The organism is Pseudorhodobacter sp. MZDSW-24AT (assembly GCF_002794355.1).
In the GTDB taxonomy this organism is placed as follows: Bacteria; Pseudomonadota; Alphaproteobacteria; order Rhodobacterales; family Rhodobacteraceae; genus Pseudotabrizicola.
Genome location: NZ_PGOI01000009.1, coordinates 368,493 through 381,982, shown reverse-complemented (window position 1 = coordinate 381,982; position 13,490 = coordinate 368,493). Strand labels below are relative to the sequence as shown.

Here is a 13,490-nt window from a genome sequence, read left to right as displayed (position 1 = left end):
TTTGGCCGTCTAGACGAAGCGGAACACCGCCAGCGCATAGACGAGGCACACCACCAGCGCCCCCCAGAGAGGGGCGCCGAAGAAGAAGAGCCAGCCGAGGTTGAGAAAGGCCGAGCCCAGAAGGGTGATGAAGAGGCGGTCGCCGCGCGTGGTTTCCATGCGCAGGATGCCGACGCGCGGGGTTTCTGGAAAGCGGATCGCCAGCAGGGTGAAGAGGATCAAGAGGCAGGCGATCGTCCAGAAGAACAGGGCGACCGGCAGGGTCCAGGCCATCCAGCCGCCGGGGGTCATGGGCGCGAACCAGTCGATCGCGCCGTCTTTTTGCGGGGCGGAGAGCAGCAGGGCGGCCAGCACGGCCCCCATGAGGGCGGCGGCGGTGAGGCTGATCAGCGTCCAGTTGGTGCGCTTTTGCGCGGGCGTGGTGGGGGTGGTGGTCATCATACCCGTCCCAGGGCAAAGCCCTTGGCGATGTAGTTGCGGACAAACCAGATCACCAAGGCGCCCGGCACGATGGTCAACACTCCGGCGGCGGCGAGCACGCCCCAGTCCATGCCCGAGGCCGAGACGGTGCGGGTCATGGTGGCGGCGATGGGTTTGGCGTTCACCGAGGTGAGGGTGCGGCTGAGCAGCAGCTCCACCCAAGAGAACATGAAGCAGAAGAAGGCGGCGACCCCGATGCCCGAGGCGATCAGCGGCATGAAGATTTTGACGAAGAACTTGGGGAAGCTGTAGCCGTCGATATAGGCGGTTTCGTCGATTTCCTTGGGCACGCCGCGCATGAAGCCTTCCAAGATCCAGACGGCCAGCGGCACGTTGAACAGGCAATGCGCAAGCGCCACGGCGATATGCGTGTCAAAGAGGCCGACCGAGGAATAGAGCTGGAAGAACGGCAGGGCAAAGACGGCGGGCGGGGCCATGCGGTTGGTCAGCAGCCAGAAGAACAGGTGCTTGTCGCCCATGAAACTGTAGCGCGAGAAAGCATAGGCAGCGGGCAGTGCCACGGCGAGCGAGATCACCACGTTCATCGTGACATAGAGGATCGAGTTCACATAGCCCATATACCAGCTTGGGTCGGTCAGGATGACCATGTAGTTGCGGAAGGTCAGATCCTGCGGCCACAGCGTGAAGGTCGAGAGGATTTCCGTGTTGGTCTTCAGGCTCATGTTCACCAGCCAGTAGATCGGCAGGAGAAGGAACAGAAGGTAGAGGCCCATCACGAGGGCGGAGGGTTTCACGCGCATCACTTCTGCTCCTGCCGGTCAAGGTTGGTCATGACGGTGAAGAACACCCAAGACACCAAGAGGATGACGAGGAAATACATCAGGCTGAACGCCGCTGCGGGGCCGAGGTCGAACTGGCCGATGGCCATTTTGACAAGGTCGATGGAGAGGAAGGTAGTGGCATTGCCCGGCCCGCCCCCCGTCACCACAAAGGGTTCGGTGTAGATCATGAAGCTGTCCATGAAGCGCAAGAGGATGGCGATCAGCAGCACGCCTTGCATCTTGGGAAGCTCGATGTAGCGGAAGACGGCCCAGCGCGAGGCTTGGTCGATCTTGGCGGCCTGATAATAGGCCTGCGGGATGGATTGCAGCCCGGCATAGGCCAGAAGGGCGACCAGCGAGGTCCAGTGCCAGACATCCATGACGATGACGGTCATCCAGGCGTCAAAAGGATCGTTGGTGTAGTTGTAATCGATGCCCAGCGCGGCGAGCGTGTGGCCCAGAAGGCCAATGTCGACCCGGCCAAAGATCTGCCAGATGGTGCCGACCACGTTGAAGGGGATCAGCAAGGGCAGCGACATCAGCACAAGGCAGAACGAGGCCCAGAAGCCGGATTTCGGCATGTTGAGCGCGATGTAAATGCCCAAGGGCACTTCGATGGCAAGGATGATGGCGGAGAACAGGATCTGGCGGCCCAGCGCATCATGCAGGCGCGAGGAGGTGACCATTTCCTCGAACCATTCGAGGCCCACCCAGAAGAACTGGTTGTTGCCGAAGGTGTCGTTCAGCGCATAGTTCACCACCGTCATCAAGGGCAGCACGGCGGAGAAGGCGACCACCACCAGCACGGGCAGCACAAGGAACCATGCCTTGTTGTTCTGGGTCTTGTTCATCGGGCGGCCTCTCCCTGCACGCGCCACTCATCGGCATAGACGTTGATCTTTTCCGGCGCGAAGGCGACATGGGTGAGGTCGGCGCCGATCTCTTGGCCTTCGGGGGCGACGATGCTGAGGGGCTGGCCCAGCACCTCGGCCCGGATGAGCCGGTGGCGCCCCACGTCCTCGACCCGCTTGATGCTGACGGGAAGCCCCTCGCCCGCCGTCAGGCGCGTGTATTCCGGGCGGATGCCGATTTGCGTGCGCCCGGCAAGTGGCGCATAGGACGCGCCCAAGGCCACGGCCTGCCCCTGCACATGCGCCGTGTTGCCGTCGATCTGGGCAAACAGCAGGTTCATCCCCGGCGAGCCGATGAAATAGCCCACAAAGGTGTGCTGCGGCGTTTCAAACAGCTCTTCCGGCGTGCCCATCTGCACCACACGGCCATCATACATCACCACCACCTTGTCGGCGAAGGTCAACGCCTCGGTCTGGTCATGGGTGACGTAGATCATCGTATGCCCGAAATCGCGGTGCAGCTTTTTCAACTGCGTGCGCAATTCCCATTTCATATGGGGGTCGATCACGGTGAGCGGTTCATCAAAAAGGATGGCGTTCACGTCTTCGCGCACCATGCCACGGCCAAGGCTGATCTTTTGCTTGGCATCCGCCGTCAGCCCTTGGGCCTTGCGGTTCAGCGTGGCTTCCATGCCGATCATCTGGGCGATCGCCTGCACGCGGTCGGCGATGTATTTTGGGTCCATCCCGCGATTGCGCAGCGGAAAGGCCAGATTGTCGCGCACCGTCATGGTGTCATAGACCACCGGGAACTGGAACACCTGCGCGATGTTGCGTTCCGACGTGGCGGCATCGGTCACATCGCGGTCGCCAAAAAGCACGCGGCCTTGGCTGGGGCGCAGCAGGCCCGAGATGATGTTCAAAAGCGTGGTCTTGCCACAGCCCGACGAGCCCAGAAGCGCATAGGCGCCGCCGTCCTGCCAGACGTGATCCATTTCCTTGAGCGCGAAATCCGCGTCCTTGGAGGGGTTCGGAGAATAGCTGTGCGCCAGATTTTTCAGAGTGATCTGTGCCATGTCACGCAGCCCCCTTCAGATCGGACTGCGCATAGGCGGCAGGGGCCGCCAGCTGGCCTGCCGCATCAAAGAGGTAGACATGCGCCGGATCGAGCCAGACCGTGACTTCATCCCCGTCGGCCAGATTCTGCACGCCATGGACAAGGCCCACCCATGTGTCGGCCCCGTGCGACAGATGCAGGAAGGTTTCGGACCCGGTGATTTCAGTGACGCCCAGCTTGCAGCGAAACGGCAGCGCATGGGCCGAATGCGGCTGCAAGGACAGGTGGTTGGCACGGAACCCGGCGGTATAGCTGCCATCGGGCAGATCGGCGAAAGCACCGCTGGCCGGGGTGGTCGCCTCGCCAAGCGCGACTTGGGCAAAGGTCTTGACGCAAGGCAGAAAGTTCATCGGCGGGTCTGAAAAGACGCGCGCTGTCGTCATGTCGGCGGGCTGGCGATAGACCTGCGGGGTCGGGCCGAATTGGGTCACGCGGCCTTCGTGCAGGGCGGCGGTATTTCCGCCCAGCAACAGCGCCTCTTCGGGTTCGGTGGTGGCATAGACGAAGATCGCACCGGATGCCTCGAAGATGCGGGGGATTTCGATGCGCAGCTCTTCGCGCAGTTTGTAATCAAGGTTGGCCAAGGGTTCATCCAGCAACACAAGGCCAGCGCCTTTGACAAGCGCGCGGGCGAGCGCGCAGCGCTGCTGCTGACCGCCCGAAAGCTCCAGCGGCTTGCGCTGGAGCATCGGCGTCAGGCGCATCATCTCGGCCGTGTCGCGCACAGCCTTATCGATGCTGGCGGCGTCACGCCCCATGATCCGCAAGGGCGAGGCGATGTTTTCATAGACCGTGAGGCCGGGGTAATTGATGAACTGCTGGTAGACCATCGCCACCTTGCGGTCTTGCACCCGCATGCCGGTGACATCGCGGCCATCCCACAGGATGCGCCCGGTGGTGGGCGCATCCAGCCCCGCCATCAGGCGCATCAGCGAGGTCTTGCCCGAAAGGGTGGGCCCGAGCAGCACGTTCATGGTGCCCTTTTGCAAGGTCAGGGAGGTTAGATGGATATGCACCCGCCCCTCGACCAACCGCGACACGTTCTGCAATTCCAGAGCCATCAACGTTCCCTTATTCGGCGGCCCCACTCATGGCGCGCGGGGTGGTCATGTAGCTTTCAAGCGCCGCGATCTGATCCTTGGTCATTCGCAGGCCCAGTTTCGTGCGCCGCCAGACGATATCGGCCGCATGGCGGGCATATTCGCGGGTCATCAGCCAGCGCACCTCGGCTTCGGTCAAGGTGGCGCCGAAATCCTGCCCCAGATCCGCAAGGCTGCGGGCAGAGCCAAGGACTTGCATGGCTTCGGTGCCATAGGCACGGATCAGGCGCGCCGCGTGATAGGCGGACAGATAGGGATGCGCGGCCTGCAAGGCGGCGGTCAGGGCCGCCACGCCATCCACCGGAAAATCGCCCCCTGGCAAAGGCTGGCGCGCCGTCCATTTGCCCTTGGTGCCGGGGAAAAAGGGCAGGATTTTCTCGAGCGCGGATTCTGCCAGACGGCGGTAGGTGGTGATTTTGCCGCCAAAGACATTGAGCAGCGGCGCGCCGCTTTGATCGAGCGAAAGGACGTAATCCCGGGTGGCGGCGGTGGCGGATTTGGCCCCGTCGTTGTAGAGCGGGCGGACGCCGGAATAGGTCCAGACCACGTCGTCCTTGGTGACGGGTTTGGCGAAGTAATTCGAGGCGAAGGCCAGCAGGTAATCGCGTTCTTCATCGGTGCAGACCGCATCGCGCGGGGCGCCCTTGTGATCTTTGTCCGTGGTGCCGATCAGGGTGAAATCCTGCTCGTAAGGGATGGCAAAGATGATGCGCCCGTCTTCGCCTTGGAAGAAATAGCAGCGGTCGTGGTCATAAAGCTTGCGGGTGACGATGTGGCTGCCGCGCACAAGGCGAACGCCTTCGGTGGAGTTGATGCGGGCGACATTGCGGATGATGTCTTCGACCCACGGGCCGCCGGCGTTGACCAGAACCCGCGCGTGATGCGTGGCGCGGCCTTCGGGGCCTTCGGTCAGCACCTCCCAATGGTCGCCCATGCGGGTGGCGCTGATCACACGGGTTTGCACCATGATGCGGGCACCGCGCGATTCCGCATCGCGCGCGTTCAGCACGACAAGGCGCGAATCCTCGATCCAGCAGTCGGAATATTCGTAGGCATGGGCGAATTTCGGCTTGAGCGGGGCGCCTGCAGGATCGCGTGCCAGATCGAGCGTGCGGGTCGCGGGGAGGATCTTGCGGCCCCCCAGCGTGTCATACAGGAACAGGCCCAGCCGGATCAGCCATGCCGGGCGGCGGCCTTTCATCCATGGCATCACCACGCCCAAGAGGCGGCTGGTGGGCGTGTCACTCTCGAACCGCATGTCGCGGTGATAGGGCAGCACAAAGCGCATCGGCCATGAGATATGCGGCATGGCGGTGAGCAGGGTCTCGCGCTCTTCCAGCGCCTCGCGCACAAGACGGAATTCGAAATACTCGAGATAGCGCAGACCGCCGTGAAACAGCTTTGTCGAAGCGGACGAGGTGGCCTGCGCCAGATCGCCCTGCTCGGCCAGAACAACAGTCAGGCCGCGCCCGGCTGCGTCGCGCGCGATGCCGCATCCGTTGATGCCGCCGCCAATGATGAACAGGTCGGCCAGATCGGGCCGCTGGGCATCTGTCACGTGTGAATCCCCCTTTGGAAAGGTTTCCCCCCCATGCTGCGACCCTGCCTCACGGCCTTGGCATCCGTCAACTGGCTTTTTTCGTTTATGTGCGTTTTTATCGGAAACGAACATTTGCGCAGGCGCTGAGGGGTGTGTTTGACCGTGCGATCAAAGATTATGCTGCAAACGCGTAAAAACGAATGCGCGCGCAGCATGCGGTGGGGCGGTGACAAGGCCTGCGAAGCTGTGGCAGAAAGGGGCAAGGAAAGGGTGTATCGGTGGCAATGAATTTCCGGCAGACAGGCATATTGGAGATCGCCCGGCAAGAAGGCCGCGTCGTGGTCGAGGATCTGGCGCAGCGCTTTGAGGTGACGCTTCAGACCATCCGCCGCGACCTGACCGAATTGGCCGAGGCCGGGCATCTGGACCGCGTGCATGGCGGCGCGGTGCCGCGCACCGGGGTTGCCAATATCGGCTATGAAGCGCGGCGCCGGATGAACGAGGCCGCCAAGGCGGCGATCGCGCGCGCCTGCGCGGCGGCGATTCCCGACAATGCGTCGATGATCCTGAACCTTGGCACCACCACCGAAGCGGTGGCGCGCGAGCTGGTGCATCACCGCAATATCACGGTGGTGACCAACAATATGAATGTCGCCAATATTCTGGTCGCCAACCCAAGCTGCGAGATCATGGTGGCGGGCGGGGCCTTGCGGCGCAGCGATGGCGGGCTGGTGGGAGAGTTGACCACCCAGTTCTTTGAGCAATTCAAGGTGGACTTCGCCATCATCGGCACCTCGGCGCTGGACCGTGAAGGCGATCTGCTGGACTTTGATCTGGCCGAGGTGCGCGTCAGCCGGTCGATCATCCGGCAGGCGCGGCAGTCCTTTCTGGTGAGCGATCACACCAAGCTGGGCCGGACCGCCCCGGCCCGGATCGCCAGCCTGTCCGAACTGGATGCGGTGTTCACCGATCAGCCCTTGCCCGACGGGTTGGCGCGCGCCTGCGAAGGCTGGGGCACCCGGGTGGTCGTGGGCGAGTAGCGCAAGACAGCGGGCCGCCCCTGCTCATCCCCCGGCACAGGGCCGGGGGACGCGGGCTTTAGGCAAAGCGGAAGCTGTTTGCCAAAGGCAACTCGCGCGCACGTGTGCCTGTCAGCGCAAACAGGGCATTGGCCAGCGCCGGGGCGGCAGGCGGGGTGCCGGGTTCGCCGATGCCACGGATCTTGCTGCCAGACTCGAGGATGCGCACCTGAATCTCGGGGCATTGGTGCAGGCGCAGGGGTTCATAATCCCAATAGTTCCGCTGCTCGACATGGCCGCCCGCAAAGGTGATCTGCCCATTGATCGCCGCCGACAGGCCAAAGACCATGGCCCCCGAGACCTGCGCTTGGATGTTGCGCGGATCGAGCGCGGTGCCGACATCGACGGCGGCCCATGCCCCCGTCAGGCGGATGCCTTGCGGTGTATCCTCGACCTCGATCACCTCGGCCGTGGGCACGCCAAAAGACAGCACAAAGGCCACCCCCAGCGCGCGGTTCGGGCGCGGTGTGCCCCAGCCCGACATCTCGGCCACGGCTTCCAGAACCTGCCGCGACGGCGCGTGGGTGATGTGTTGCAGCCGGAACGCCAGCGGGTCGACCCCGGCCAGATGCGCCAGCTCATCCACCGCGCCTTCGTGGAAGAACCCGTTGTGGGACGCCCCCACCGAGCGCCAGAAGCCCAAGGGCACGGTGCGCGGCGCGCGATGGGCTGTGACGCGGTAATTGGCGAAGCTATAGGGCTGCTCCCATGCGCCTTGCGACAAGGTGCTGTCGGGCCCGGCCATCGGCACGCCGAAGCGCTCGCCAAAGGTTTCCATGATCGACGGCGCGGCGATGGCAAGGTCGAAGGTTTCGATCTGGCCCTCGGCCACGCTGCCCGCAATGCGGGCGCTGGCCATCGGGCGGAACGGGCCTTGCACCATATCTTCTTCGCGCGACCAAGTGACGAGCACGGGGGTGCCGGGCATCGCCGCCGCGACCTGCGCCGCATAGATGCTGGCGTCCAGCTCGGTCCGCCGCCCGAAGCCGCCGCCCATCAGGGTGGTGTGCAGAGTGACATTTTCTTCCGCGATGCCGGCCGCCTTGGCAGCGGCCTTGCGGGCGAAACCGGGGGCTTGGGTGCCGACCCAGATTTCCAACCGGCCATCCTGCAACAGCGCAGTGGCCTGCTGCGGCTCCATCGTGGCATGGGCGAGCGGGGGGACGTGATACTCGGCCTGCAAGGTCTGGCCGCGCGGCTGGGTCACATCGCCATCGTTGCGGGGGGTGGCATCCACCGTGTCAGAGGAGAAGGCGGCGGCAATCTGGGCCCGCATTTCGGCACTGGTCGCGGGATAGCTGGCGTCCGCCCAATCAAAGCGGATGGCATCGGCGCCTTGCATCGCGGCCCAAGTGGTGTTGGCAACGACAGCCACACCCCGGCCCAGATTGATCACCTGCTCCACCCCCGGCATGGCAAGGGCGGCGGTGGCGTCAAAGCCGTTCATCGCGGCCCCGATCGCGGGGTTCATGCGCACGGTGGCAAAGCGCATGCCGGGCAAGCGGATATCGCCCGCGAATTGCGCGGTGCCGGTGGATTTTTCCACCATGTCAAGCCGCGGCAGCGAGGTGCCCAGCAGCGTCCAATCCTCGCGGGCCTTCAAGGGCGGCACGGCGGGCAGGTCGCTGGCCGCAGCCTCGACCGCGAGCTCGGTATAGGGAATGCGGGTGCCATCGGGGGCGATCACCGCGCCGCCTTCTGTGGTCAGCGTGGCGGCATCAAGCCCAAGGCGGCGGGCGGCGGCCTGCACCAATGCGGCGCGGGCGACGGCCCCGGCGGCGCGCATCTTTTCATAGGCGTCTGGTGTGGACGTGGAGCCGCCGGTGATTTGCAGCGCAAGGAACTTGGCCGGAATCGCCATCGCCCCGCGTGCGGTTTCCGCAAGCCAGCTTTCATCGGTGGGCGCAAAGGGCACGCCTTCTTCGAGCATGGCGGCGTTGTAATAGGCGGCGGCGGGCGGGCCGTGCAGGACCCGGACCTGATCCCACGGCAGGTCAAGCTCTTCCGCGACAAGGGCGGCAAGGGTGGAGTGGATGCCCTGCCCCATTTCCGCGCGCGGCGCGATGATGGTGACACCTTGCGGGTCGATCAGGACATAAGGCGTGAGCGCGCCGATGCCCGCCCCGGCAATCGGGTTGGCATGCGGTTTGCGATAGGCATAGGTGCCAAAGGCGACACCGCCGACAAGGGCGGCCGAGCCGATCAGGAAGGTGCGGCGGGCGATGGTGCGCAGGCGTCCCATATCACACCTCGCGCAGGCGGCTGGCGGCATCCTGCACGGCGGCGCGGATGCGGGGATAGGTGCCACAGCGGCACAGGTTGCCATCCATGGCATCGTCGATCTCTTGCAAGGACGGCGCGGGGTTTTCCGCCAAGAGGCTTGCCGCCTGCATGATCTGCCCCGACTGGCAATAGCCGCATTGCGCGACCTGATGGTCGATCCATGCCGCCTGCACCGCATGCAGCGCGGCGGGGGTGCCAAGGCCCTCGATGGTGGTGACAGAAGCGCCTGCCACATCGGCCAGCGCCGTCTGGCAGGACCGCTGCGCCACGCCATCGATCAAGACGGTGCAGGCCCCGCAGGCCGCGACGCCGCAGCCGTATTTGGTGCCGGTGAGGTTCAGCCCGTCGCGCAGCGCCCACAGCAAGGGCGTGTCATCGGGCAGGTCGACGGTGGCGCTGGTGCCGTTCACGGTGAGGGTGGTGGGCATGGGAGGCTCCTTCTGGCTTCTGACAAAATGAGCGTGAAATGTCAGAATGTCAATTGACAACAGCGGGACTTTTCGCCACATCAGAGGCATGAGCGTTGAAGATGCCAAGCCGCCCTTGCCCGGGGCGGGCCGTGCGGCTGACCGTCAGGATCTGATCCTTGACGCGGCTTTTCATGCCTTTGCCACCTATGGCTTCCGGCGCACCACGATGGATGACATCGCGCGCGGGGTGGGGATCTCGCGCTCGGCGCTGTATCTGCACTACCGCAACAAGGACGATGTCTTCCGCACCTTGGCCGAGCGCTATTTCAACGAGGCGATCGCCGCGATGGAGGCGGCGCTGACAGCCCCCGGGCAGACGCCGGAACAGGCCTTGATCGCGGCCTTTGTGGCCAAGGACGGCAAGTTCATGGATGTGGTGCTAGACACGCCGCATGGGTCGGAACTGCTGGATGCCGGGATGAGCCTGACGCAGGATCTGGCGGATCGGGCACAGGCGCAGAAGATCGGCATTCTGGCGCGCTGGCTGGCGGCGCTGCCGATGGCCGATGGCATCGGCAGTCCAGAGACGGTGGCCCGCACCATCATGGTGTCGGCGATGGGGCTGAAGTTCCCCGGCCAGACGCTGGACGGCTATCGCACAGGTCAGCGCCAGTTGGCGCGGCTGTTCGCGCGGGCGATCACGGGCTAGTGCCCCTCACTCTGCCGGGTGAGGGGTTGGATTGGCGGCGGCCTGCTCCAGTTCGGCGATCAGCAATTCGCTCTCTGCCGCGCGTGAGCGGGACAGACCGGCAAGCAGAAGATAGGCGACGGGCGTGATGAACAGCGTGGCCAAGGTGGCCAGCCCCAGACCGCCCACGATGATCGCCCCCAGCACCGCGCGCGCCTCGGCCCCCGCGCCGGTGGCCAGAAGCAGCGGCAACCCGCCCAGAACCGTGGCCACCATCGTCATCATCACTGGGCGCAGGCGGGCCACGGCGGCGCCTTCGATGGCCGCGCGCACCGAGGCGCCCTTTTCCCGGAGCTGATCGGCGAATTCGACGATCAGAATCCCGTTCTTGGCCATGATCCCCACCAGCAGCACCAAACCGATCTGCGAGTAGACGTTGAGACTGCCCCCGGTGAACAGCAGCGCAAACACCGCGCAGGCCAGCCCCAGCGGGACCGTGGCCATCACGATGAAGGCCGAAACAAAGCTTTCAAACTGTGCCGAAAGCACCAGAAACACCACGATCAGCGCGATGCCGAAGGTGATCGCAAGGCCCGAGGTGGTCTCGCCCAAGGTGGCGGCTTCGGCCAGCGGCACGATGCGGCTGTTGTCGGTCAGGATGTCGGCTGCCATGCCCTGCACCTGCGCCAGCGCATCGCCCAAGGCCAGTTCCGGGGTCAGCCCGGCGGTGATCGGCACCGCGCGCATCTGGGATTCCCGTTCCAGCTGCGGGGCCACCGCGCGTTCCGTCAGGGTGACAAAGGTGGAAATCGGCACCATCTGGCCTTCGGTGGTGGGCACGAAGATCCGCTCCAGATCGCCGGGGTCGTTCACCGGATCGGCGTTGGAGACAAGGCGGATGTCAAAGCTGTTGTCATCAAGGAACAACGTGCCGACGGTGCGCCCGTCTAGCACGGCTTGCAGCGCCTCGCCCATGCCCGCGATCTGAACGCCAAGATCCTCGGCGCGGGCGCGGTCGATCTCGACAAAAAGCTGCGGCTGGGTGGTGTCATAGCCCAGACGCACCTGCCCAAAGCGCGGATCGGCCTCCATCTGCTCGACAAGGGCGCGGGCGTTGTCGGCCAAGGTTTCGTAATTGTCGCCGACCAGCGCAAAGGACAAGCCCTGCCCTGCCCCCCGGATGCCCAGCGAATTGCCCTGAATGGCAAAGGCGCGCACCCCGATGATGTCACGCAGCTTGCCGCTGATCTCGGCGGCGATCTCTTGCTGGCTGCGCGCGCGCTCGGCCCAGCCAGCCAGCGTGATCACGATGAAGCCCCGGCTGTCCTGCCCGCCCATCCCCGCGATGGCAAAGACGCTTGTCACCTCGCCACTTTCGCGCAGCGGCTCGACCAAGGCCTCGATCTCGCGCATGCGGGCATCGGTGTAATCGAGGGACACCCCCTGCGGCGCCTGAATCGAGAGCAGCACCGCCGCGCGGTCTTCGGGCGGGGTGAGTTCCTGCCGCAGATTGGGAAAGATCGCCAGCGCCAGCGCCGCAAACAACAGCGCACAGGTGACCGTGACCAGCGGCGCGGCAAGGCACAGGCGCAGCGCCCCTGCATAAAGCCGCGACAGGCGGTCCCCCAGACGAGTCATCAGGCTGGGTGCGGTGGTTTCATGCGGGCGCAAAAGCTTGGCGGCCAGCACCGGACACAGCGTCAGCGCGGTGACCGAGGACAGCAGCACCGCGATGGCAAGGGTGAAGCCGAATTCGCGGAACAGCCCGCCGGTCTGCCCCGGCAAGAAGGACAGCGGCACGAAAACAGCGGCCAGCGTGGTGGTGGTGGCCAGCACGGCAAAGAACACCTGCTGGGTGCCAAGCACCGCCGCCGCGCGGGCGCCCATGCCTTCGGACCGGCGGCGCACGATGTTTTCAAGCACCACGATGGCATCATCCACCACCAGACCCGTGGCCAGCACCAACGCCAGCAGCGTGATGATGTTGACCGAAAAGCCGACAATCCAGATGGCGGCCAGCGTGCCGATCAGCGCCACCGGCATGGCGATGATCGGGATCAGCGTGGCACGCGGATCGCGCAGGAACAAGAAGATCACCGCCGTCACGATCAGCACCGAGAGGATCAGCGCCAGTTGCACCTCGGTGATGGCGCCTTGGATGAAATCGGCGCTGTCCGAGGTGACGAACATCTGCACATCTTCGGGCAGCAGCGGTTGCAGATCGGCCACCACCTGCCGCACGGCCTCGGAAATCGCCAATGAATTGCCATTGGCCTGACGGATGATGCCGATGCCGATGCCGGTCTGGCCGTTGGCGCGCAGGATGGACGCCCCCGGATCGGGGCCCAGCGTGACCTGCGCCACATCCCCAAGGCGGACATTGCCCGCAATCGTCAGCGCCTCGATCTGTTCGGCGGTGCGGATGGCGGCGGTGGTGCGCACCAGAAGGCTTTGGTTTTCGGAACTCAGCGCCCCTGCGGGCGAGTCAAAGGCGGCATTGCCCAGAACGTTGCGCAGATCGGCCAGCGTCAGGCCGCGCGCGGCCAGTTGCATCAGGTCGACATCCACGCGAAACGACAGTTCGCGCCCGCCAAAGATTTGCAGATCGGCCACTCCGGGCGCGGCCAGCAGACGCGATTCGGCCAGATCGGTGACAAGGGTGGTCAGCTCATCCGCGCTGCGGCGCGACGAGGTGACAGCCACGCGCAGAATGGCCTCGGCATCGGCGTCGGATTTCACCACACGGGGCGCATCGGCCCCATCGGGCAGGCTGTTGACCTGCCGGGCCACCGCATCGCGCAGATCGGTGGCGGCAACATCCAGATCGACACTGTCGTTGAATTCCACCGTGACCCGGCTGGAGCCAAAGCGCGATGAGGAGGAGATGGATTTCACCCCCGCGACCCGGCCTGCGGCGCCTTCGATCACCGCCGTCACCTCACGGTCGATGGTTTCGGGCGCGGCCCCGGTGTAATTGGTGCTGATCGAGACCACGGGCCGGTCCACCGCCGGCAATTCGCGCACATCGGCGCCCAGAAATCCGGCAAACCCCGCAATCACGATCAGCGCGTTGAGCACAAAGGCCAGAATCGGGCGGCGGACGAACAGGGCGGTGCTTTGGCCCATGGCGGCGGTGGCTTTGGCGCGGGTGTCCATCGGG

11 protein-coding genes are annotated in these 13,490 nt (G+C 64.8%); 2 read left to right on the top strand and 9 right to left on the bottom strand.

The genetic code is table 11. The features are described 5' to 3' along the window. Positions 1–9: 9 nt before the first annotated feature. The 6 genes from CUR21_RS15015 to glpD are packed head-to-tail and all read right to left on the bottom strand — an operon-like array spanning position 10 to position 5,888. Positions 10–441, bottom strand: a complete 432-nt coding sequence (locus CUR21_RS15015; RefSeq protein ID WP_232622818.1) for a DUF2160 domain-containing protein — start codon at positions 439–441, stop codon at positions 10–12. Further along, on the bottom strand, positions 438–1,241 hold the full coding sequence (locus tag CUR21_RS15010) for a carbohydrate ABC transporter permease (protein ID WP_100197861.1): 804 nt from the start codon (positions 1,239–1,241) through the stop codon (positions 438–440). The genes CUR21_RS15015 and CUR21_RS15010 overlap by 4 nt, the downstream gene beginning before the upstream one ends. Beyond that, entirely contained in the window at positions 1,241–2,113 is an 873-nt protein-coding gene (locus CUR21_RS15005) for a carbohydrate ABC transporter permease (protein WP_100197860.1), read from the bottom strand. Before CUR21_RS15005 ends, CUR21_RS15010 begins: the two co-directional genes overlap by 1 nt. Then, a complete protein-coding gene (locus CUR21_RS15000; protein ID WP_100197859.1) occupies positions 2,110–3,189 on the bottom strand; it encodes an ABC transporter ATP-binding protein in 1,080 nt (359 codons plus the stop codon). Before CUR21_RS15000 ends, CUR21_RS15005 begins: the two co-directional genes overlap by 4 nt. 1 nt (position 3,190) lies before the next feature. Then, on the bottom strand, positions 3,191–4,291 hold the full coding sequence (locus CUR21_RS14995; RefSeq protein WP_100197858.1) for an ABC transporter ATP-binding protein: 1,101 nt from the start codon (positions 4,289–4,291) through the stop codon (positions 3,191–3,193). Positions 4,292–4,301: 10 nt separating this feature from the next. Next, the gene (gene glpD, locus CUR21_RS14990; RefSeq protein ID WP_232622817.1) at positions 4,302–5,888 is read right to left on the bottom strand and encodes a glycerol-3-phosphate dehydrogenase; all 1,587 of its coding nucleotides are present in this window, start codon (positions 5,886–5,888) and stop codon (positions 4,302–4,304) included. 260 nt (positions 5,889–6,148) lie between these two features. On the opposite strand from glpD, the gene CUR21_RS14985 reads away from it, so the two are divergent. Next, on the top strand, positions 6,149–6,910 hold the full coding sequence (locus CUR21_RS14985) for a DeoR/GlpR family DNA-binding transcription regulator (RefSeq protein ID WP_100197856.1): 762 nt from the start codon (positions 6,149–6,151) through the stop codon (positions 6,908–6,910). A gap of 58 nt (positions 6,911–6,968) precedes the next feature. Here the strand turns inward: CUR21_RS14985 and CUR21_RS14980 are convergent, their stop codons facing one another. Together CUR21_RS14980 and CUR21_RS14975 are read right to left on the bottom strand one after the other, a co-directional pair. Further along, positions 6,969–9,191 (bottom strand): xanthine dehydrogenase family protein molybdopterin-binding subunit, encoded by a 2,223-nt coding sequence (locus CUR21_RS14980; RefSeq protein ID WP_100197855.1) that lies wholly within the window; start codon positions 9,189–9,191, stop codon positions 6,969–6,971. A 1-nt stretch (position 9,192) separates the two neighbouring features. Then, on the bottom strand, positions 9,193–9,660 hold the full coding sequence (locus CUR21_RS14975; RefSeq protein WP_100197854.1) for a (2Fe-2S)-binding protein: 468 nt from the start codon (positions 9,658–9,660) through the stop codon (positions 9,193–9,195). A gap of 88 nt (positions 9,661–9,748) precedes the next feature. Between CUR21_RS14975 and CUR21_RS14970 the strand changes: the two genes are divergently transcribed. Then, positions 9,749–10,351, top strand: coding sequence for a TetR/AcrR family transcriptional regulator (locus tag CUR21_RS14970; RefSeq protein ID WP_157792036.1), 603 nt, complete (start codon positions 9,749–9,751; stop codon positions 10,349–10,351). Between the two features lie 6 nt (positions 10,352–10,357). Here the strand turns inward: CUR21_RS14970 and CUR21_RS14965 are convergent, their stop codons facing one another. Further along, entirely contained in the window at positions 10,358–13,486 is a 3,129-nt protein-coding gene (locus tag CUR21_RS14965) for an efflux RND transporter permease subunit (RefSeq protein ID WP_100197852.1), read from the bottom strand. Positions 13,487–13,490: the final 4 nt, after the last annotated feature.

Coding starts and splice junctions, on each gene's coding strand:
- CUR21_RS15015 (WP_232622818.1), bottom strand. CDS start 441: ATGATGACCACCACCCCCACCACGCCCGCGCAAAAGCGCACCAACTGG.
- CUR21_RS15010 (WP_100197861.1), bottom strand. CDS start 1,241: ATGCGCGTGAAACCCTCCGCCCTCGTGATGGGCCTCTACCTTCTGTTC.
- CUR21_RS15005 (WP_100197860.1), bottom strand. CDS start 2,113: ATGAACAAGACCCAGAACAACAAGGCATGGTTCCTTGTGCTGCCCGTG.
- CUR21_RS15000 (WP_100197859.1), bottom strand. CDS start 3,189: ATGGCACAGATCACTCTGAAAAATCTGGCGCACAGCTATTCTCCGAAC.
- CUR21_RS14995 (WP_100197858.1), bottom strand. CDS start 4,291: ATGGCTCTGGAATTGCAGAACGTGTCGCGGTTGGTCGAGGGGCGGGTG.
- CUR21_RS14980 (WP_100197855.1), bottom strand. CDS start 9,191: ATGGGACGCCTGCGCACCATCGCCCGCCGCACCTTCCTGATCGGCTCG.
- CUR21_RS14975 (WP_100197854.1), bottom strand. CDS start 9,660: ATGCCCACCACCCTCACCGTGAACGGCACCAGCGCCACCGTCGACCTG.
- CUR21_RS14970 (WP_157792036.1), top strand. CDS start 9,749: ATGAGCGTTGAAGATGCCAAGCCGCCCTTGCCCGGGGCGGGCCGTGCG.
- CUR21_RS14965 (WP_100197852.1), bottom strand. CDS start 13,486: ATGGACACCCGCGCCAAAGCCACCGCCGCCATGGGCCAAAGCACCGCC.